We start from the raw sequence: 19636 nt of genomic DNA, 5'->3' as shown, positions 1-19636 counted from the left end.
GTCAATATTGTAACAAATTTAAATGCCAGAAGCACTCAATTGTACTACCGCTATATAAATAACATGCAAACCGAATAAAACAAGTAATAAACCACTCACTTTCTTGAATCTGGTGTTTTGTATTAAACGATTGAACTTGTTGGATAAACTTCCAACTAAGAACATGATAGGAAAGGTTCCTAACCCGAAAGCAAACATCGTTAATGCCGATTCTAATGCTGACCCACTTGATAAAGCGAGAGTTAATGCTGAATAAACTAAGCCACACGGTAACCAGCCCCATAAAAACCCGAGCGGGAAGGCGTGATAAGGTGTTTTTAATGGCAAAAACTGGCGAGCCAGAGGTTGAATATATCGCCAGACTAAACGACCCACTTTTTCAAGTTGGAGAATCGCTGAATTGAGTTGCGCAATATATAAACCAATCAATATTAATGTAATACCGGACACAAAGCGTAAGATCACTAATAAGTCATAGCCGGCACCAAAGTTTAAACCTATTTGTGCTGTATAACCGACAATGGCACCAATTAGCGTGTAGCTAGTAATGCGTCCTAGATTATAAAATAATGGGGCGAGTGATGTTGTCTGAGGTGATGATTGCGTGTTTGCATGTGCTATTGCACCAGAAATACCGCCACACATTGCAATACAATGACCAGCACCTAAGATACCAATCATAAAGGCAGCGACAACACTAGTTATCATGTTTGACTACAGGTTTAACAACCTGTGATTCGTTGTTATTGTCATCGTCGTCAAACAAAATATTACTGCCTTCGCGTTCTAAATCTTCAAATTGGTCTGACTTAACAGCCCAAAAAAAGATACCCACAGCGATTGCAACAAAAATCATCGCAATCGGGATTAACATAAAAATAATTTCCATTACTTTAACAACCTTAATGAATTACCAATAACGAGCAGTGAGCTGAGTGACATTCCAATTACCGCAATATACGGAGGTACGCTTCCTGACATTGCCAAGGGTAAAATTAATGAATTATAACCAAGCGCCCACATTAAGTTTTGTTTTATTATTTTATATGTTTTTGTCGCAGTAGCCAGCATATATTTCATCGCAATGAAATCAGTCGTTAATAACACCACATCCGCACTGTTTTTCGCAAGGTCAGAGCCTTCGCCCATTGCAACAGATACCGTCGCAGCACTGAGCACTGGCGCATCGTTAACCCCATCGCCAACCATCAGCATTAATTTACCTTGTGCTTGTCGATGATTGATGTAAGCAAGCTTACTCTCTGGTGATTGACTGGTCTTTTTATTTGTTATAGGCAAACCGTCGATCACTTTATTGGTGTTGTTTTCTGTATCGCCAGTCAGTAAAGTTACGTCTAAGCCAATAGACGCAATATAATCTAATGTCGTTGAAACGTTCTCACGCATTTCATCTTGAATATAAAAACGTGCCATTAAATGACCATTTTTAATTAAATAAACAACGATTTCTTTGCCATCAGATGGTGAACTAGTCTGCTTTGTGAAAGTAGATGAACCTATGTTGTAAGTATCATCGCCAAGCGTACCCGTAATACCTAAACCAATATGATTTTCAGTTGTATTAAATTGAATTTTTTCTATATTTGATTTAAAGGCTGACGCTATCGGGTGTGTAGAATGTTGTTCTAAAGACGTGGCTATGCGTAATAATTCATTCTCAGGTAATTCACTGTCCGATTTAATACGCGTGAGTGTGAATGTCCCTTTGGTTAATGTCCCTGTTTTATCGAATGCGATTTCATCCACTTTGGTCAGCGATTCAAGTACGTGCTCTTTACGAATTAAAATACCGCGTTGAGATAGGAAGCTGGTTGCACAGGTAAGGGCCGTTGGCGTTGCCAGTGATAATGCGCAAGGGCAGGTTGCGACAAGGACAGATAGGGTGATCCAAAACGCTTTATCTGGATCATGACCTAACCAGAACAAGTAAGTACCAGCTGATATGATTAATAACGCGAGAACAAAATAACGTGATATTTTATCGGCCAAAATAGAAATCTGAGGCTTTGATGACTGCGCTGTATTTTGTAAGCGAATAATTTCTGAAATCAAATTGTGCTTGTGTGTTTTAGTCACGCACACCGTAATTGTCTGTTCAACATTAAGACTACCTGTGTATACACCACTATCAACCGATTTTGGAATGGGTAAGAACTCACCGGTTAGCATTGATTCATCTACACTTGTTTCACCGGTTACAATGGTGCCATCACAAGGGATCACTTCGCCGATTTTGACAATGACGTGATCGTTGATTTCAAGCTGTTTTGTGGGAATTAGTTTTTCGGTTTTATCTTTATCTACACGCAATGCCATGTTAGGAATAAGCTTTGCCATGTTCGCACTCAGTTCAGACGTTTTCTTTCGGGCTCTCAGCTCTAAATATCGACCAAATAATAAGAAGAAAGTAAACATTGAAACCGATTCAAAATAAACTTCACCTGTGCCTGTCATGGTTGCATAAGCTGAAGCTGTATAAGCGCCAAGTAATGCGATTGAAACAGGGACGTCCATACCTAGGGTTCTGGTGCGTAAATTACGTAAGGCATTAGAATAAAAAGGCTGTGCGGAATAAAGTAATACCGGTGTTGCGACAATCAAACTTACCCAGCGGAAAAGCTGGCGATACATCTCTTCCATATCACCAAACCAAGTAGAGTAGAGTGCAACAGCAAACATCATTACTTGCATTGTCGCTAATCCAGCTAAACCTAATCGTCTGAAATAAGATTTAAGTTGCTTGTTGTACATCAATTCATGCTGGTCAGCTTGAAAAGGCGATGCACTGTAACCTAAATTACTGATCCGTTTTAAGATATCACTTAACTTTATTTGAGCATCAATCCACTTGATCGTAATACGATTACTTGTTGCATTGACGTTGATGAAGTGAATACCTTGGGTGTTACGTAAACTTTTTTCGATTAACCAAGCACAGGCGGCACAGGTTAGTCCTTCAACGGTGAGGGTGATTTCTTTTATTTCACCGTCTTGATAAACAAACTCGTTTTGAATTTCATTATCGTCATATATTTCTAATCGTAATAATTCATCCGGTACTAATTGCTTTGCTGTGGGTGATAAATCTGTTCTGTGTTCATAATACGAACTTAAACCCGAACCGACAATCATTTCAGCGACTGACATACAACCTGGACAACACATGTCACGTTCTTCAGGTGCGATATACACTTTATATTTATTTTTATCTGCAGCTAAAACACCTTCGCCACAGTGATAACAATTAGTACCGTTTGACATTAATCTTGCTCGCCGTCTAACTTAATTACTGAAGTATTTGGATATTGAACGTATTCTTGAATGCGCCATTTATGATCAAAAGACTCGGCACGTACACGCCATTTACCTTGTAGCATATCTGCTGGAATTTCTACGCGATAACTCCCGTCTGCCGATGCTGTTGCTAACACTGAAATATCATGTTTTGCCAACGTTGCGTGGAAAAATGAAATGTTAAGCGCTTCGTTCTCTGTCATATCACCTGTTGCTGGTGTGAACACCGCAAAGCCGTTGTCGAATTTTAAATTGAATGTAATATTTCGAGCTAAAGCTTCATGGTATTTAGTTAAGTCTTGGTTAATTTTTTTACCATCTTTATAGTAATCTTCAGATACCATATCTGGCTGATTATTTTGAAAGATAATAAAAGTCGAAGTACCAGCAACCACAGATATAAAAGGAAAGAAAAAGACGAACCAGAACCAAGGTTCTTTATACCAATAAGATTTCATTGTGAACTCCAAAAAGGGAAAAGCGAAATTTAACAAAATTACAGCTAAAAAAAAAGCTCCATTCAGTAAATGGAGCTTTAAATTACCACTATTACGTTACTTTACACTTAAACTGTAAACATAACCGCTTAATAGCGTTATCTTGTCTTCACCAAGGATTTTACCCCATGTAGGCATTGCCCCATTACGACCGTATTTGATTGTTTGTTCGATAGTTTTTCTTGAACCACCGTACAACCAAGTTTTGTCCGTTAGGTTAGGCGCACCCACCATAGTCATGCCTTTAGCATCAGCACCATGACAAGCAGCACAAGTTTGAAGGAATACCTCTTTACCTGCAGCTTCGTCACGAGCGTTAACTTTACGACCAGATAGGCCAACAACATAAGTTGTTACTAGATCTATTTTTTTATCGCCAAGAACCGGTAACCAAGCAGGCATTGCACCATTTCGTCCGTTCGTGATCGAATTTTTGATATCAGCAGTGGTACCACCGTATAACCAATTGCCATCCGTTAGGTTAGGGAAGCCTTTAGCCCCACGTGCATCAGAACCATGACACTGTGAACAGTTTTGTAAGAACAGGCGTTGACCTACTTTTACTGCTTCAGGGTCTTTCGCGATGTCAGCAATTTCACGGTATTCAGTAAAGTTACTTTCTTCTGTTTTAACTAACTTGTTAAATACAGCTGCATATTTGTCATCTGCAGACGATATTTCGCGCTGGTATTCATTCGCACTTGTCCAACCTAATAGGCCTTTATAAGCACCTAAACCAGGGTAAAGTGCGAAATAGATGAAACCACCAATACAAGTGAAAATAAACAGGTATTTCCACCATGTTGGCAATGGGTTGTTTAACTCTTCGATACCATCGAAAGAGTGACCCATTGATTCGCCTTCTTTAACACCGGTATCGTTTTTGTTACACATCCAAAGCAGGCCTAGGCAAGCAAAAATACTACCTAGTGTGATCACTGTGATCCAAATACTCCAAAAAGTACTCATAATCATAAACTCCTAAATACGAGCAGATTTATTTTTCTGCTCTCCATTAAGTGAATCACTGTGGACTGTTTCATCAGCAAATACTAAATTAGCAGCTTCATTAAACGAACGTTTTTGACGTTTGCTGTAAGCCCAAACAATAATACCGATAAAAATGGCCATTAATATTAGGGTATACACCCCTTGAAATGTACCGTAATCCATAAGTTATCCCCTTATTTTAATGCATGGCCTAATGATTGCAGGTAAGCAACCAAAGCGTCTAGTTCAGTTTTACCTTTCACTGCGGCTTCTGCACCAGCAATATCGGCATCTGTGTAAGGAACATCAAAGTAGTTTTTGAAGATACTTAGTTTCTTAGCAGACTCTGAACCATCTAATACATTTTCAGCTAACCAAGGGAAAGCAGGCATATTTGATTCAGGAACAACACTACGTGGATCAAGTAAATGAGCACGATGCCAATCATCAGAATAACGACCGCCAACACGCGCTAGATCTGGACCAGTACGTTTAGAACCCCATAGGAATGGATGCTCCCAAACAGACTCACCAGCAACAGAATATACACCGTAGCGTTCTGTTTCTGCACGGAAAGGACGGATCATTTGGCTATGACAAACTACACAGTTCTCGCGCATGTAGATATCACGACCTTCCATCTCTAGTGCCGTATACGGACGTAGAGTGTCTAAAGGCTCAGTAGTATCTTTTTGCCAGAACAATGGTGTGATCTCAACCATTGCACCAAAACTGATAGCAATAACGATGAATATCGCCAATAAACCAATGTTCTTTTCAATTAATTCATGTTTCATAACATATCTCCTGGATTATGCAGCTTCAGCATCAGCTTTGATTGAGTGATCTGCAGCAGAGATTGTCTTAAAGACGTTATATGCCATGAGTAGCATACCTGTCACAAAGAACACACCACCAAGGAAGCGTACAAAGTAGAATGGGTATGAAGCTTGAAGTGATTCAACGAAGCTATACGTTAAAGTACCGTCAGCATTTACCGCTCTCCACATCAACCCTTGCATAACACCAGAGATCCACATTGCAACAATGTAAAGAACTGTACCAACAGTTGCTAACCAGAAGTGAACATTGATAAGCTTAACGCTATACATACGACCTTGGTTAAATAACACTGGGATTAAGTGATAGATAGCACCGATAGATACCATTGCAACCCAACCTAGCGCACCTGAGTGTACGTGACCAATAGTCCAGTCAGTGTAATGCGATAATGCGTTGACACTCTTAATTGCCATCATTGGACCTTCGAACGTAGACATACCGTAGAAAGACAAAGATACAATTAGAAAACGTAGGATAGGGTCATAACGTAGTTTATGCCATGCACCTGAAAGCGTCATAATACCATTAATCATACCGCCCCAGGATGGCGCAAATAGAATTAATGACATTACCATACCAACTGATTGAGTCCAATCAGGTAGTGCAGTGTAATGAAGGTGATGAGGACCGGCCCAGATGTACAACGATATTAATGCCCAGAAGTGAACAATAGATAAACGATATGAGTAAACAGGACGATTAGCTTGTTTCGGAACGAAGTAATACATCATGCCTAGGAAACCAGCAGTTAGAAGGAAACCAACGGCATTATGTCCATACCACCACTGAACCATTGCATCGATAGCACCACCGTAAATAGAATACGATTTCATCGCATTTAATGGGATCGCGGCACTGTTTACAATATGTAAAATAGCAACGGTTAAGATGAATGCACCAAAGAACCAGTTCGCAACATAAATATGTGACGTACGGCGTTTAACAATGGTACCAAAGAATACAATGGCATAAATAACCCAAACAAAGGTGATTAAAATATCAATCGGCCATTCAAGTTCTGCATATTCTTTCGTTGTGTTATAACCAAGTGGTAATGATATAACGGCAGAAATAATAACAAGTTGCCAACCCCAAAATACAACTGCAGGTAAAACGCCACCAAATAAGCGCGCTTGGCATGTACGTTGAACAACATAAAAGGATGTTGCCATTAGGGCCGAAGTACCAAATGCAAAAATTACTGCATTGGTATGTAGGGGACGAAGACGGCTATAAGTTAACCAAGGTGTATCGAAATTTAGTGCAGGCCAAATTAGCTGTGCTGCAATTAGCACACCTACTGACATACCAACAATACCCCAGATAACAGCCATCACAGTAAACTGTCGTACAACTTTATAGTTATAGTCAGTTTTTATAGGTGAATGAGAGCTCATATTTTGCTTCCGGTGCTACGAATAATTAAACATCTTACGATGCGTGAATACCCCAAAAAAGTATGTGTAAATATAGGTAATCTAAATTGACAATCATACTCAGATGGGGATATTACGCGATTTTACGTAACATTAACAGCGGTATTTGTGTGTTATATTGTTAAAAAGATACTATAAACAGGTGTATTTGACTTGGTTGATTTAGATCAATAAATTTGGAATTAAAAATAGATTTTTCAATGTTGAATTGATAATGATCAAGCAAAAATAGCGCTAAAAACATAACAGAGTGTAAAATAATCCGTGGTTTTTTTTAGTCTAGTGCAATATGAGGTTATTAGCTTGTTAATAAAAAAGGTTGCTTAATTCTGCTGTATTAAGAGAGTTAGGCAACCTTTTGGTTATACTGGGTAAAGTATAAGGTTAAACTTGAGCGTTATTCGCTTAAGCTTTTAATGCTGCTGATACAATTTCTTGTGCTTCGCTTAAAATTAACGCTAAATGCGCTTCATCTTTAAAGCTTTCTGCATAAATTTTGTAAATAGCTTCTGTGCCTGATGGGCGCGCAGCAAACCAACCATTTTCAGTCGTTACTTTTAAACCACCAATTTTACCATTGTTGCCTGGAGCGTTAGTTAATTTAGCCGTGATTGTTTCACCGGCTAATGTTTTAGCCTGAACCGACTCTGGTGATAAATTAGAAAGAATCGCTTTTTCTTCAAATGAAGCTGGCGCATCGATACGGCTGTAAACGGGAGAGCCAAACTCTTCAGTCAGTGCTGCATAAAGTTGTGCAGGATCTTTACCTGTTACCGCAAGAATCTCTGCAGAAAGTAATGCTAGAATGATGCCGTCTTTATCCGTCGTCCAAACTGTACCGTCTTTACGTAGGAATGATGCACCCGCACTTTCTTCGCCACCAAAGGCAAAATCGGCAGTATGTAAACCGTCAACAAACCATTTAAAACCTACAGGGACTTCACATAATGGGCGTTCAATCTTAGCTGCGACACGATCAATCATAGAACTTGATACAAGTGTTTTACCTACTTTCGCATTCACTGGCCAATCTTTGCGATGACTAAATAAGTATTGAATTGCGACAGCAAGGTAATGGTTAGGATTCATCAAGCCACTTTTAGTCACAATGCCATGGCGGTCATAATCGGGATCATTACCAATGGCAATATCAAAGTCGTCTTTTAAGCTGATCAAACTTGCCATAGCATAGGGTGATGAACAATCCATGCGGATCTTGCCATCTTTATCTAGACACATAAATGAAAAACTTGGGTCAACACGATCGTTTACTACTTCAATATCTAAATTATATTTTGCAGCAATCACTTTCCAGTATGCAAAACCAGAACCGCCCAACGTATCTACACCGATTTTAATGCCAGCATCTGAAATTGCTTTAAGGTTGAGCACGTTTTCTAAATCAGCCACATAACCTGCTACATAATCAATTTCTTGATAATGAGCAGACTCAATAGCAATAGCAAAGCTAATACGTTTAACAGCAGTTAAGCCTTCAGCAATAATATCGTTGGCACGGTTTTCAATTATTTTCGTTACATCACCATCGGCTGGACCACCATGTGGCGGGTTATATTTAATGCCGCCATCTTGTGGTGGGTTGTGTGATGGTGTGATAACAATACCGTCAGCTTGAATTTTGTTGTTACTGTTATGCGTTAAGATTGCATGTGAGATAACCGGCGTCGGTGTAAAACCATCATCCGCTTGAATGCGTACATCAACACCATTTGCAACTAATACTTCGATAACTGAAATATTTGCAGGTTCAGATAATGCGTGTGTATCTTTACCGATAAATAAAGGGCCCGTAATGCCTTGTTCATGGCGATATTCAGCAATTGCTTGGCTAATAGCGAGGATATGGTCTTCATTAAAAGAAGACGAAAAAGCGTTACCGCGATGACCCGATGTACCAAATGCAACACGCTCAGCAATTTTAGTTACATCGGGTTTGTTGATGTAATAATGAGAGACGAGTGCTGGGATATTACAAAGATCAGAATTTAATGCCTTCTGTCCGGCTCTTGGGTGAACTGCCATGTGCAATTTTGTCCTTAATTATGAAAGCGATTATTTATTTTAATTGTTACCATTATACCTCTTATAAGTTAATAGTGGCACACTGTTTCATTTGAAATGACTAAAAACTGGTCTTAGCTGTTGTTTCTGCGCTTTCTATAACCAGTGACTAGCACCTGCGTATTAAGACTATAGGCATTGGTGTATCGATTGTGTTAAAATGTGCGATTGTAAATTATTTATTTAGAGTTAATTTAGTTATGGCGCGTACAGCTGCAGCATTACATATCTTAGTAAAGCACCAAGATAAAGCATATGAAATTTTAGAACAGCTAGAAAAAGGTGGCAACTTCCAAAAGCTAGCTAAATCACATTCTATTTGCCCATCAGGCAAGAAGGATGGTGGTAACTTAGGTGAGTTCAGAAAAGGTGCGATGGTTCCCGCCTTCGATAAGGTTTGTTTCAATGCTGAAATTCTTACTCCACATCTTGTGAAGACCAAGCATGGTTGGCACATCGTTAAGATATTGTATAGAACGTAATTAGCTTGTAATAAAAAAGCCCTCAATCAATTTGAGGGCTTTTTTATGCTTTGTTATTAAATTATTTGTCTGAATATGCTTTTTTTACTTCACTTGCAATAAGCGCTTTTAATGGTGCGTCACCGAAAGTTGTCAGTTTCACGCCGTTAACATAGAAGGTCGGTGTCTTTAATACTTTTAGCGTTTTAGCATCTTGTGTATCTTGAGCCAATTTGTCAGTAATAACTGTTTTCTTCATATCAATTTTAAGCTTTTCAATATCAATACCAGCGTCCTGCAGATATGGATATAATAACTCTACATTGGCAGTATGATTGATTGCCCAACGACTTTGATTATATAGCGTCGTACTCAGTGCATCCCAGTATTTACCTTGCATTTTAGTTGCTTCTAATGCGGTAACAACAGGTCCAACATTTTTATGAAATGCCACTGGTCGAACAATTAAATTCACTTTACCTTTATATTTCTTTATTTGGCTTTTAACGAGAGGGTAAAAGGCACGACAAGACTCACATGCAGGGTCAAAGAATTCAACAATAGTCACTTTGGCATTTTTATTACCAAAAATAAGAGCACTCTCACTGTAGAGGTATTGATCTATATTCTTATTTGTATCTTGAGTCATAAATGTAAAGGCACTGATAACAACAGCTATACATAATATGGCCATTGATATTATTTTATTTTTCTTTTTTGTTTCTAAACTTTTTTTTGTCACTAATTTTTTCATGAATAAACCTAAATAGAAAATGAAATACACTGCGTATTCTAGATTTAAAAACCAATAACGTCTTGATCAAACGCCAATTTACGGATAAAAAGTACAGATAATTACTCTATCGGTTCATGAAATCAACACCAAGCTAAGTAATGAGTAACATTTACACGTAGAATTAAAAAAACCAGCTGCAAATTTTAGTATCTGCAGCTGGTTTTTTGTTACCTATATTTTTTGCTATATAAGGGTCAAATTGTTAGAAACCGTATTCAAGACCTACACGAGCAAATACTTCTTGGTCATCAAGTGGTGATGCGCCCCAACCAAGTTGGTCTGTCATACCAAGACGCACGTAAGGAACAAACCCGTTCACTACACCCATTACTTGTAGTGAGGTTACTGAAGAACCTTTTTCTGTATTTGAATTATCATCTGAATCAACATCTTCAGTTGCAGCATAACCTAGCTTAATACCCAGTGGGCCATTCCAATATTGTGCAACAACAGAATATGAACCTTGTGAGTCAACATTTTTATTCGCTATATTCTCAGCTTGGCCGTATTTATACGCGGCAGCAATGCTGATGCCAGTATCTAAAATTGGCGCTTCAAAACCAACGAGATAGGTAAAAGTGTCCGTTACAACTGCGTCTATTGGATCTACAGCTGCAACAGGTACAATTACACCATTCTCATCAATTTTATGTCCTGCTGCGACACCATCTACAGCTGCTTTTGATTGTCTACTATTACCATACTCAAACGTCGCATGTAATGTGATAGTATCAAACGCTTTATACTTAGCTGCGCCACCGAACCAATGGCCATTTTCATCACTGCCAGCACGACCCGTTGCAACATTAATATTCAGATTTCCCATCGCAGGGGCAAAATAACGAATAGACTCCGTGCGATCGTACATGTAAGCAATATCACCTGTGGCGGCAGGGTCAAATACGCGACCTAAACCAGGGTTAGTAAAAGGCCAATCCACAACTTCGTACATAGGCGTTAACTGTCGACCAACAGTTACTTTACCGTAATCACCTTCAACACCCACGAACGTATCGCGGAAACCTAAACCGCCACCAGCCCAGTCGTCTACATCTGTATATCCTGATTCAACTTGAAATATGACATTTATTCCATCCGTCATTTGCTTGCTTCCGCGGAAACCTACACGTGTTTCATTATCAATGCTGTAATCTGTCACATTCGTATCATCACCCGTGTGCCCATACGCAGATACTGCGACGACACCGTAGACTTCTACATTGCCTGTATTTTCGGTGCCTAATACGTATGCACTCGCGCCAGTTGAAAACAAAACAGTTGATACCGCTAGAGATACTGCCGATAGACTTAACTTATTCATTCTAAATTCCTTTTAGTAGATGTAAATGCTGTCTGTTATTTGTAGTAAATTAATAATGAACTTTATAACTAGTTGATTCGGAGTCTACTCAATTAAATTCGCGTTACAAATTAAGTTGTTTTCATACGTGATAAAAATCACAATAAAATCAATATAAAGTTATAAATAATGATTAAGATCTCATTAATGACCATGGCCACCCATTAATTTACTGCAATAATTTACATGGAGAACTATCTAGCCTCGATTATTTTATAGAAATGATCTTTCATTACGCCTATAAAAACAGGACTAAAATAATAGGGTTTGAACATAGGTAATTGATTAATAATTAAATTAAGTCTGGCCCATTAAGAATAGATCAACGAGAACTATGTTAATAGTGCTTATGCTTCATTTAATCAGAGGTGATTTTTATGTTCGTTATTTCTCACTCTGTGATTATTTAATTTATTTCTCACGCTTAGTGATTAATTAATAATGACTTTAATCACGTAATATCCATAAAATTCATTATAAAAGTGATTATTGTCACAGCAAGTAGAAATCCGGCTGGTAAATACAGCTAATTATTTTATAGTCCAAATTAAGTTTAAGGTTAAAACAGATTTCATGCAAAGGAAGGGGTGGATATGAAAAAAACAGCAATAGCACTTGGATTAAGCGTTGCACTGGCAGGTTGTACTACAACTTCAGATACGTTATCGACACAAACGGTGGTTGATGCAATATCTTCATCTGTACAAGTTACTTATCAGGTAAATCAAAAGCTTGAAGGTGATTCAGCTGCAATATGTAAAGCACTTGGCGCTGAATGGGCAGCATGTCAAGATGCGACAATTCAACTGACCAATAACGGCGATGCGATTAATTCCAATGAGTGGGAGATATACTTTCATAGTATTCGTCGTATCTTAGATGTGAAATCACCTGAATTTACGATTGAACATATCAATGGTGATTTGCATAAAATCACACCAACTGCCGAATTTAAAGGATTTGAAGCTAACTCAACAGTAGAGATAAACTTCATTGCAGAATATTGGTCTCTATTTGAAACAGATGTGATCCCACGTTATTACGTAACAGCCGAAAATGCAGAACCAAAAGTCATCGCAAGTACTGATACTGAAGATATGTCAAAGATCATCACCCCTTTAACGGGCGAAAACTTAAAGCGTAATGCCGGTGATAACAATATAGTAATGAATGCAAATACGCGGTTTGATAAAAACAAAGCGACTGCACAAGTGTCAGTATCTACAATTGCAAACAAGATTTTACCAACCCCTGTTTGGCAAGATACCGCTATCACAGGCAGCGCAGACCTTAGTAAAGGTATTAACATTCATGCTCCAGCCATGAATACTGCGTCACTTGCTGCTGTTACAAGCCGATTTAATAACCTTGGTGTGAATGTTTCAGGGGAATACCCAGTAAACGTGATTATTGCACCTCTACAATTAGACACTGCTTATGCTAAATCGGGTGGCTACAGCCTCGATATTTCAGATAGCAGTGCCGAGATTATTGCGTTTGATAATGCTGGCGCACTCTACGCTTTACAATCTATCGCATCTTTAATTCCATCCGATTTTTCGTCTAATAAAACCATTTCACAAGTAAGCGTTAAAGATGCGCCAAACTTTGAGTACCGTGGAATGGAAGTTGATATCGCACGTAATTTCCACAGTAAAGCATCGCTTTTACGTTTGCTCGATCAAATGAGTGCGTATAAACTGAATAAATTCCATATCCACCTAACTGATGACGAAGGTTGGCGCTTGGCCATCCCTGGATTACCAGAATTAACAGATGTTGGTTCACAGCGTTGCCACGATTTAGACGAGAACAACTGTTTATTGCCTCAACTTGGGTCTGGCCCAACATCAGATAACCCCGGTTCAGGTTATTTATCCAAAGACGATTACATCGAGTTAGTCCAATATGCTGATGCGCGTAATATTGAAGTGATTCCAGAAATTGATATGCCAGCGCACGCGCGTGCTGGTGTGGTTTCAATGGAAGCTCGTTATAATAAATACAAAGATTCCGATATTACAAAAGCAAATGAATACCGCTTAGCAGATCCTGATGATGAATCCGTTTATACAACCATTCAATTCTACAATGACGGTATTTTAAATCCTTGTATGGATTCAACTTATAAGTTCATTAGTAAAGTTATTTCGGAAGTACAATTAATGCACCAAGAAGCCGGCCAACCATTAAAAACATGGCACATGGGCGGTGATGAAGCTAAAAATATTCATTTAGGTAATGGTTATGAGCAGACGGGCGGGTCAACGGCTTGGAAAGGTGATAAAGACTTAACGAAAGAATCAATGCCGTGGGCTAAATCACCACAATGTATCGCGCAAGTCGCCGCAGATGATAGCTTAGAAACAGCGCATGATCTTGGCCCTATGTTTGTTAAAAAAGTGGCAAATATCATTTCCGCTGCAGGCATTGAAAAAACACAACTCTGGCAAGATGGGCTTAAAGATGTTGACCCCAAAGATCTGCCATTGGTCGCCGTTGCTAACGTTTGGGAGACCTTATATTGGGGTGGTGCGAATACATCAAATCACATGGTAGAACAAGGGTTTGAAGTCGTTCAATCACATCCGGATTATCTGTATTTCGATTTCCCTCAGGAAGTTAATCCGAAAGAACGTGGTTACTATTGGGCTACACGTTATACAGACAGTAAAAAGGTATTTAAATTCTCACCTAACAATTTACCTCAGAATGCTGAAACATCTAAAGACCGTGATGGTAATAACTTTAATATAAAAGGTGACACGGAAAAACGTGGTTACAATGGTATTTCGGGTCAACTTTGGAGTGAGGTAGTACGTACAGATGAACAGTTTGAGTACATGGTGTTCCCACGGATCTTACCATTAGCAGAACGTGCATGGCATAAAGCATCATGGGAACTTGATTATGTTAAAGATCGCGAATTCAAAGGTGGCGAGACAACATTTGTCGACACGAACAAGCAGCAGACTGAGTGGATTCAGTTTGCGAACATCATTGGACAACGTGAACTGGCTAAAATAGATTCAACCGGTATTCAATATCGTTTACCAGTACCAGGCGGGAAAATAGAGTCAGGTAAACTGGTTACGAACGTTGCATTCCCAGGTCTAGAGGTACAATACAGCACAGACTCAGGTTCATCATGGGTAACTTGGACTAAACCTGTTGCGGTCACATCAGCAGAACTAAGAACGGTATCCCCCGATGGTAAACGTTTTAGTCGTATCACAAGCGTAAAATAATTAACCATCGCTACAAATAGTAAATAAAGGTGATTGTATTCAATCACCTTTATCATTATGCAATGAATTAAAGCGTATTATTAGACATGGCTTAAGGTAATAACAAGAGATAACAATGATGAAACTTAAATTTTTAGCGCCACTATTACTACCACTTACAATGGCAGCCTGTACAAATACTTACCAAGATGCGAACGCAGAGCAATTTCAAGATATGGTCTTAATTAAACAAACGTGGGAAGGTAAAAGGTTAACAGGACCAGCAATAACATTAGAGCCACAAACAGGAACCAGCCAGGCATTATTCAGAGCAGATGCCTATATGTATGGCAGAGAAAATAAGAACGACAAACATCAAATAAATACGCGCGTTAACCTACTTGTTAAGCATACCGATTTTGGTTTTGAATATGGATTTGTGTCTTTAAACGGACAGCAATCTGTCGCGATTAAACAAGAGCGAGCAACATTTAGAACATGTGATGAGTTATGTGTTTACGACCAAATGTTCTCATTTTCGTTACCAAAGGACCTAGGTAATCATGATCTGACCATTAGACTGCAAGAAAAAGCGGGGAGTAAACACGGCCCACTTATCACGCTGCCTACAGAGTACCTGAAAGGTTATCAACATGTGCAGGCCGAAATTAAAGCCAGTAATTAGTACAAGGTTGTAAGCTTGTACTAATATGCCCTAATTATAATGAGCTGCCTTTGTGTGCTGTACATATTTGAGCGAATGTTTGAATAACAGAACCGTTTTGTAATTTACATTGCACTTCCGGTCCTAATACTCCAGAGCCTTGTCCTTCGGTTGCACTCACTGAAAATGTAACTGAAGGTATCACTAACACCATCAATAAAATTAATTGTTTCATAGTATTCCTACTGTTTTATTTAAGTAGATACATAGATGAATTATTATCTACTTTGTAATAGTAGACAGTAGGTAATTAACTTCAAGTTTGATAAATTAATTTATACTAAAAATTAAGACTACCCCAATTTATACTTATACATAGCCTTATCAAACTGCAGTTCGCAAAGACGTTTATATAAAGTCGATTCATTAATCAATTGAGAGTGCGTTCCTTGAGCAACAATTTCCCCTTTATCCATCAGTAAAATAAGGTCTGCATTTACAACCGTCGATAACCGATGGGCAATGATAAGTGTCGTCCTATTTTCCATTAGTTTTTCAAGTGCGGCTTGAACATGATGTTCGCTTTCTGCATCGAGGGCACTGGTTGCTTCATCAAGTAATAATACCTCTGGGTCTTTTAAAATCGCACGGGCGAGGGCGATACGTTGTTTTTGACCACCGGACAAACGCACACCTTGCTCCCCCAGAAAACTGTTGTAACCTTCTGGTAGTTGATCAATAAATTCATTCGCATGGGCTAGTTCAGCCGCTTTAATCACATCTTCATCTGAAGCGGTTGGATCACCATAGCGAATGTTATGCCAAACATCAGCGCTAAATAAGACGGGATGTTGCGGTACCATGCCCATTCGTTTGCGTACATCATTCAGTTCTAATTCATTAATATTGATATTATTAAACAATACATGACCAATTTGAGGGTCATAAAATCGCTGTAACAGTTCAAACAGCGTCGTTTTACCTGCGCCTGATGGTCCAACCAATGCGACGATTTTACCTTTCGGGATTTTAAGATTTATTGATTTTAAAGCTGCGGTATTGGGGCGTGATGGATAATAAAAATCCAAGTTTTTAAATTCAATAATATTGTCATGTTGCTTAGTGATTTCTTTCGGTGTATCAGGTGATTGTATCTTGCTTGTGACTTCAAGTAATTCTAACAACCGTGTGGCAGAACCGGCTGCCCGCTGCAATTCCCCATAGACCTCGGAAATAGTAGCGACAGACATAGCGACCATAATGGCATAAAACACAAACGCACCTAATTCACCGGCTGTCATTTTTCCTTCGAGTACATCCATGCCGCCAATCCAAAGCATGATACTGATGGCACTAAATGTCAGGAAGATAACAATTGCGATTAATAGTGAACGTTGTTTGATTCTATCTTTTGCCACTGTAAATGCATTTTCTACTTCATTAGCAAACGATGATTGTTCTTTTTCTTCATGCGTATAGCTTTGCACGACTTTAATGTTTTGAATTATTTCACCAGCATATGTACCAATGTCTGCAATCGCATCTTGGCTACTTGCAGCCAAGACTCTTACTTTTCTACCATAGATAAGTATTGGGATAAGGATAAAAGGGACACAAGCAACAACCCATAAAGTCAGTCCTAAATTAGTGACTAATAACATAATCAAACCACCAAATAACATGAGCACACTACGTAATGCCATTGAAAACGAAGAGCCAATGATAGATTGAAGTAGTGTGGTGTCAGTTGTTAGTCTTGACATTATTTCACCACTTCGATTTTCTTCAAAGTAACTTGGGTGAAGCTTAATAACCTGATTAAAAACTGCTTTTCGTATGTCTGCACTCACACGTTCACCTAACCATGACATTAAGTAAAATCGGCTAAATGTACCGACAGCAAGTAATGTGATGAGTACAATAAGCACAAGTATCGCGTTTTTTAATTGTGTTTCGGACCCTGCAATAAAGCCATTATCAATCACAAATCTAACCCCTTGGCCTATTGATAAGTTAACCCCCGCGGTCACCAAAAGAGCAAGTAGGGCGTACATTACCATCAGTTTGTAAGGCTTAATGAAAGCGAATATGGGCAATAAACTTGTAAATGCCTGAGTCTTATTTATTTTCCCCGAAAATCTTGAACTCATTATATTTACCTTTGCTTTAGATTGATTGATAGACCCTATTTTTACTATTTGTCTTTGCACGATATAGCGCTTTATCAGCGTCATAAATCGTTTTATCAACGCTATTTCGAAGCGCTGTAAAACCGATACTTACGGTCAAATGACAATTATATGGTTCAGATGATATCACCATGGTTTCAATACCATAACGAAATTCATTTAATTCCTGCTGTGCCTGTTTGTCATTTTTAGCATGAAACAGCACCGCAAATTCTTCACCGCCATAACGTGATGTCACTGATTGATGGTTGAAATAATGTTTTAGCATATCAGCTGTTTTGATAATGACACGGTCGCCAAAAAGATGGCCATAAGTATCATTAATCGCTTTAAAATCATCAATGTCAATCATAGCAAGGTATGTGTTTTCCGTTTTACAACGTATCTGAAAGGCCATTTGTTGTCTCAAATAGAGCTTGTTCATTAAATTCGTCATTGAATCTTCGCTACGTATTTTTTGCGTTAGTAGCATATTGATTAATGCGCTCTGTGCATAATTACGAAATATACGAATAAAATGTAGATGTTTTAAATTAGCATTTGTTAAGTAGATTACACCTAATAGCTCTCCTTTATTATAAAGAGGAATACGAGCACAACGGTGATTCGATGATACCTTTGGTGTTAACGGTTTTTCTACTTTTAACACTTGGATTTTATTCGTGCTAACCTCTTGAAAAACATCATCTTCATTCAAGGCTATATTATATATAGGCTCCTCGAACTTCTGGTTATATGGATTGTGAATGAAAAATAAAATGTTATCAAAACGAAACAGTTCGGACGCCATTTGTGATAAAGCAAGGTAGATGTCTTCAAGCCTTGCTGATTCAGATAACAGCTGTCCTTTAGTATGAATACGATGAGAGATGTAAATAGCAAGCGTAATGACAATGATTACTGCAAGTAATGCTAATGATACAGCGCCAATATTAAAGGCCTTATATTTTATATCGCCATTATTTGAATTAGACAGCAATATCCACCCAAGTTGATTATTCACTTCATATATACTAAATTTATCTTGGCCGTTGTACGTATAGTTAATCGTATTCAGCGCATTTTTATTATTGATAATCTCATCGAGAACAGTAGAGGAAACACTAATAGATTTAGTACTAATCCTGCTTTTATCTGGATGCATTACAATGTCCCCAGTCGTACTATCTACTGCATATACATAACCATTCATGAGTGTCTTAAGGAGTGATAATTTTTCATATAAACCTAAAATATCCAACTCAAGTACAATTCTTGCTGTTTCACCATTACTGAGGGGTAGTAAACAAACGATAGCCACTGTCCATTTTTTAGTTTGTTCACTCTTATAAAGCTTTGATACGAACGGCTTGTCGTTGCTCATATTTTCTTTAAACCAAGGCCGTGATTTATTATCATCGGGGTCAGAATTGTAGACATGATTTGTCGCATAGTATTCATTATTAGAGGTGAGTAAACCAATCTCTAAGTATTTGTTTTCATTATTAAGTAAATGTTGAGCACTCAACAAAAAATCAGTTATATCATAATTATACTTGTAGATTTCACTAAGAAGATATAGCTGATTGTTAACCGCATTCGCGTGTTGATTTAGATATTCGTTTGCAATATCAAGATTGTTTTTAGCTTGCTGATAAGTATTATTTTGTATGTATTTATAATCAGAATAGCCGACGTGTATCAAGCTAATTAAGATTATAGCGATGAGTGGATAGAGCATCGCGATGAAGAACTTTGGTTGTAATTTTAGAGTTAGCATATACACCTAAGAAATTT

17 protein-coding genes are annotated in these 19636 nt (G+C 38.3%); 3 read left to right on the top strand and 14 right to left on the bottom strand.

Annotated elements, in window-relative coordinates; all coding sequences use genetic code 11:
- Window positions 1-18: 18 nt before the first annotated feature.
- The 9 genes from AKG98_RS04750 to pgm all read right to left on the bottom strand — a co-directional run bounded on the left by AKG98_RS04750 (window position 19) and on the right by pgm (window position 9124).
- A complete protein-coding gene (locus tag AKG98_RS04750) occupies window positions 19-708 on the bottom strand; it encodes a sulfite exporter TauE/SafE family protein (protein WP_067042143.1) in 690 nt (229 codons plus the stop codon).
- On the bottom strand, window positions 698-889 hold the full coding sequence (ccoS, locus tag AKG98_RS04745) for a cbb3-type cytochrome oxidase assembly protein CcoS (protein ID WP_067042141.1): 192 nt from the start codon (window positions 887-889) through the stop codon (window positions 698-700). The genes AKG98_RS04750 and ccoS overlap by 11 nt, the downstream gene beginning before the upstream one ends.
- On the bottom strand, window positions 889-3282 hold the full coding sequence (locus tag AKG98_RS04740) for a heavy metal translocating P-type ATPase (RefSeq protein WP_067042138.1): 2394 nt from the start codon (window positions 3280-3282) through the stop codon (window positions 889-891). The genes ccoS and AKG98_RS04740 overlap by 1 nt, the downstream gene beginning before the upstream one ends.
- The gene (locus tag AKG98_RS04735) at window positions 3282-3773 is read right to left on the bottom strand and encodes a FixH family protein (protein WP_067042135.1); all 492 of its coding nucleotides are present in this window, start codon (window positions 3771-3773) and stop codon (window positions 3282-3284) included. The genes AKG98_RS04740 and AKG98_RS04735 overlap by 1 nt, the downstream gene beginning before the upstream one ends.
- 96 nt (window positions 3774-3869) lie before the next feature.
- Window positions 3870-4781, bottom strand: coding sequence for a cytochrome-c oxidase, cbb3-type subunit III (ccoP, locus tag AKG98_RS04730; RefSeq protein ID WP_198155418.1), 912 nt, complete (start codon window positions 4779-4781; stop codon window positions 3870-3872).
- A gap of 12 nt (window positions 4782-4793) precedes the next feature.
- Entirely contained in the window at window positions 4794-4985 is a 192-nt protein-coding gene (locus tag AKG98_RS04725; RefSeq protein WP_045110443.1) for a CcoQ/FixQ family Cbb3-type cytochrome c oxidase assembly chaperone, read from the bottom strand.
- Window positions 4986-4996: 11 nt separating this feature from the next.
- Window positions 4997-5599: a cytochrome-c oxidase, cbb3-type subunit II gene (ccoO, locus tag AKG98_RS04720; RefSeq protein WP_067042130.1), complete on the bottom strand. Its 603-nt coding sequence runs from the start codon at window positions 5597-5599 to the stop codon at window positions 4997-4999.
- A gap of 15 nt (window positions 5600-5614) precedes the next feature.
- Window positions 5615-7042, bottom strand: a complete 1428-nt coding sequence (gene ccoN / locus AKG98_RS04715) for a cytochrome-c oxidase, cbb3-type subunit I (protein WP_067042127.1) — start codon at window positions 7040-7042, stop codon at window positions 5615-5617.
- Window positions 7043-7486: 444 nt separating this feature from the next.
- Window positions 7487-9124: a phosphoglucomutase (alpha-D-glucose-1,6-bisphosphate-dependent) gene (gene pgm / locus AKG98_RS04710; RefSeq protein ID WP_067042124.1), complete on the bottom strand. Its 1638-nt coding sequence runs from the start codon at window positions 9122-9124 to the stop codon at window positions 7487-7489.
- Window positions 9125-9363: 239 nt separating this feature from the next.
- Here pgm and AKG98_RS04705 point away from each other — a divergent pair, with 239 nt between their 5' ends.
- The gene (locus AKG98_RS04705) at window positions 9364-9645 is read left to right on the top strand and encodes a peptidylprolyl isomerase (RefSeq protein ID WP_067042381.1); all 282 of its coding nucleotides are present in this window, start codon (window positions 9364-9366) and stop codon (window positions 9643-9645) included.
- 61 nt (window positions 9646-9706) lie between these two features.
- Here AKG98_RS04705 and AKG98_RS04700 read toward each other — a convergent pair whose 3' ends face one another.
- Window positions 9707-10378 (bottom strand): thioredoxin domain-containing protein, encoded by a 672-nt coding sequence (locus tag AKG98_RS04700; RefSeq protein WP_067042121.1) that lies wholly within the window; start codon window positions 10376-10378, stop codon window positions 9707-9709.
- A 244-nt stretch (window positions 10379-10622) separates the two neighbouring features.
- Window positions 10623-11741 carry a porin gene (locus tag AKG98_RS04695; RefSeq protein WP_067042119.1) on the bottom strand — a complete coding sequence of 373 codons (1119 nt, stop codon included), beginning with the start codon at window positions 11739-11741 and terminating at the stop codon, window positions 10623-10625.
- 632 nt (window positions 11742-12373) lie between these two features.
- On the opposite strand from AKG98_RS04695, the gene AKG98_RS04690 reads away from it, so the two are divergent.
- Window positions 12374-15028 carry a beta-N-acetylhexosaminidase gene (locus AKG98_RS04690; RefSeq protein WP_067042116.1) on the top strand — a complete coding sequence of 885 codons (2655 nt, stop codon included), beginning with the start codon at window positions 12374-12376 and terminating at the stop codon, window positions 15026-15028.
- Window positions 15029-15143: 115 nt separating this feature from the next.
- A complete protein-coding gene (locus tag AKG98_RS04685) occupies window positions 15144-15692 on the top strand; it encodes a hypothetical protein (RefSeq protein ID WP_228140205.1) in 549 nt (182 codons plus the stop codon).
- Window positions 15693-15726: 34 nt separating this feature from the next.
- On the opposite strand, the gene AKG98_RS04680 is transcribed toward AKG98_RS04685, so the two are convergent.
- From AKG98_RS04680 to AKG98_RS04670, 3 genes are all read right to left on the bottom strand, one after another.
- On the bottom strand, window positions 15727-15906 hold the full coding sequence (locus AKG98_RS04680) for a hypothetical protein (RefSeq protein ID WP_067042113.1): 180 nt from the start codon (window positions 15904-15906) through the stop codon (window positions 15727-15729).
- Window positions 15907-16024: 118 nt separating this feature from the next.
- On the bottom strand, window positions 16025-17821 hold the full coding sequence (locus tag AKG98_RS04675; protein ID WP_067042110.1) for an ABC transporter transmembrane domain-containing protein: 1797 nt from the start codon (window positions 17819-17821) through the stop codon (window positions 16025-16027).
- A gap of 16 nt (window positions 17822-17837) precedes the next feature.
- Window positions 17838-19619, bottom strand: a complete 1782-nt coding sequence (locus AKG98_RS04670) for a sensor domain-containing diguanylate cyclase (protein WP_067042108.1) — start codon at window positions 19617-19619, stop codon at window positions 17838-17840.
- Window positions 19620-19636: the final 17 nt, after the last annotated feature.

This window comes from Moritella sp. JT01, assembly GCF_001574435.1.
GTDB lineage: Bacteria > Pseudomonadota > Gammaproteobacteria > Enterobacterales > Moritellaceae > Moritella.
This window is presented reverse-complemented; position numbering and strand designations above follow the sequence as displayed.

Bases quoted from the DNA above. Each gene is read 5' to 3' on its own strand.
- AKG98_RS04680 (WP_067042113.1), bottom strand. From the start codon at position 15,906: ATGAAACAATTAATTTTATTGATGGTGTTAGTGATACCTTCAGTTACA.
- AKG98_RS04675 (WP_067042110.1), bottom strand. From the start codon at position 17,821: ATGAGTTCAAGATTTTCGGGGAAAATAAATAAGACTCAGGCATTTACA.
- AKG98_RS04670 (WP_067042108.1), bottom strand. From the start codon at position 19,619: ATGCTAACTCTAAAATTACAACCAAAGTTCTTCATCGCGATGCTCTAT.
- ccoN (WP_067042127.1), bottom strand. From the start codon at position 7,042: ATGAGCTCTCATTCACCTATAAAAACTGACTATAACTATAAAGTTGTA.
- ccoO (WP_067042130.1), bottom strand. From the start codon at position 5,599: ATGAAACATGAATTAATTGAAAAGAACATTGGTTTATTGGCGATATTC.
- AKG98_RS04740 (WP_067042138.1), bottom strand. From the start codon at position 3,282: ATGTCAAACGGTACTAATTGTTATCACTGTGGCGAAGGTGTTTTAGCT.
- AKG98_RS04735 (WP_067042135.1), bottom strand. From the start codon at position 3,773: ATGAAATCTTATTGGTATAAAGAACCTTGGTTCTGGTTCGTCTTTTTC.
- AKG98_RS04695 (WP_067042119.1), bottom strand. From the start codon at position 11,741: ATGAATAAGTTAAGTCTATCGGCAGTATCTCTAGCGGTATCAACTGTT.
- AKG98_RS04685 (WP_228140205.1), top strand. From the start codon at position 15,144: ATGATGAAACTTAAATTTTTAGCGCCACTATTACTACCACTTACAATG.
- AKG98_RS04750 (WP_067042143.1), bottom strand. From the start codon at position 708: ATGATAACTAGTGTTGTCGCTGCCTTTATGATTGGTATCTTAGGTGCT.
- AKG98_RS04700 (WP_067042121.1), bottom strand. From the start codon at position 10,378: ATGAAAAAATTAGTGACAAAAAAAAGTTTAGAAACAAAAAAGAAAAAT.
- AKG98_RS04705 (WP_067042381.1), top strand. From the start codon at position 9,364: ATGGCGCGTACAGCTGCAGCATTACATATCTTAGTAAAGCACCAAGAT.
- ccoP (WP_198155418.1), bottom strand. From the start codon at position 4,781: ATGAGTACTTTTTGGAGTATTTGGATCACAGTGATCACACTAGGTAGT.
- pgm (WP_067042124.1), bottom strand. From the start codon at position 9,124: ATGGCAGTTCACCCAAGAGCCGGACAGAAGGCATTAAATTCTGATCTT.
- AKG98_RS04690 (WP_067042116.1), top strand. From the start codon at position 12,374: ATGAAAAAAACAGCAATAGCACTTGGATTAAGCGTTGCACTGGCAGGT.
- ccoS (WP_067042141.1), bottom strand. From the start codon at position 889: ATGGAAATTATTTTTATGTTAATCCCGATTGCGATGATTTTTGTTGCA.
- AKG98_RS04725 (WP_045110443.1), bottom strand. From the start codon at position 4,985: ATGGATTACGGTACATTTCAAGGGGTGTATACCCTAATATTAATGGCC.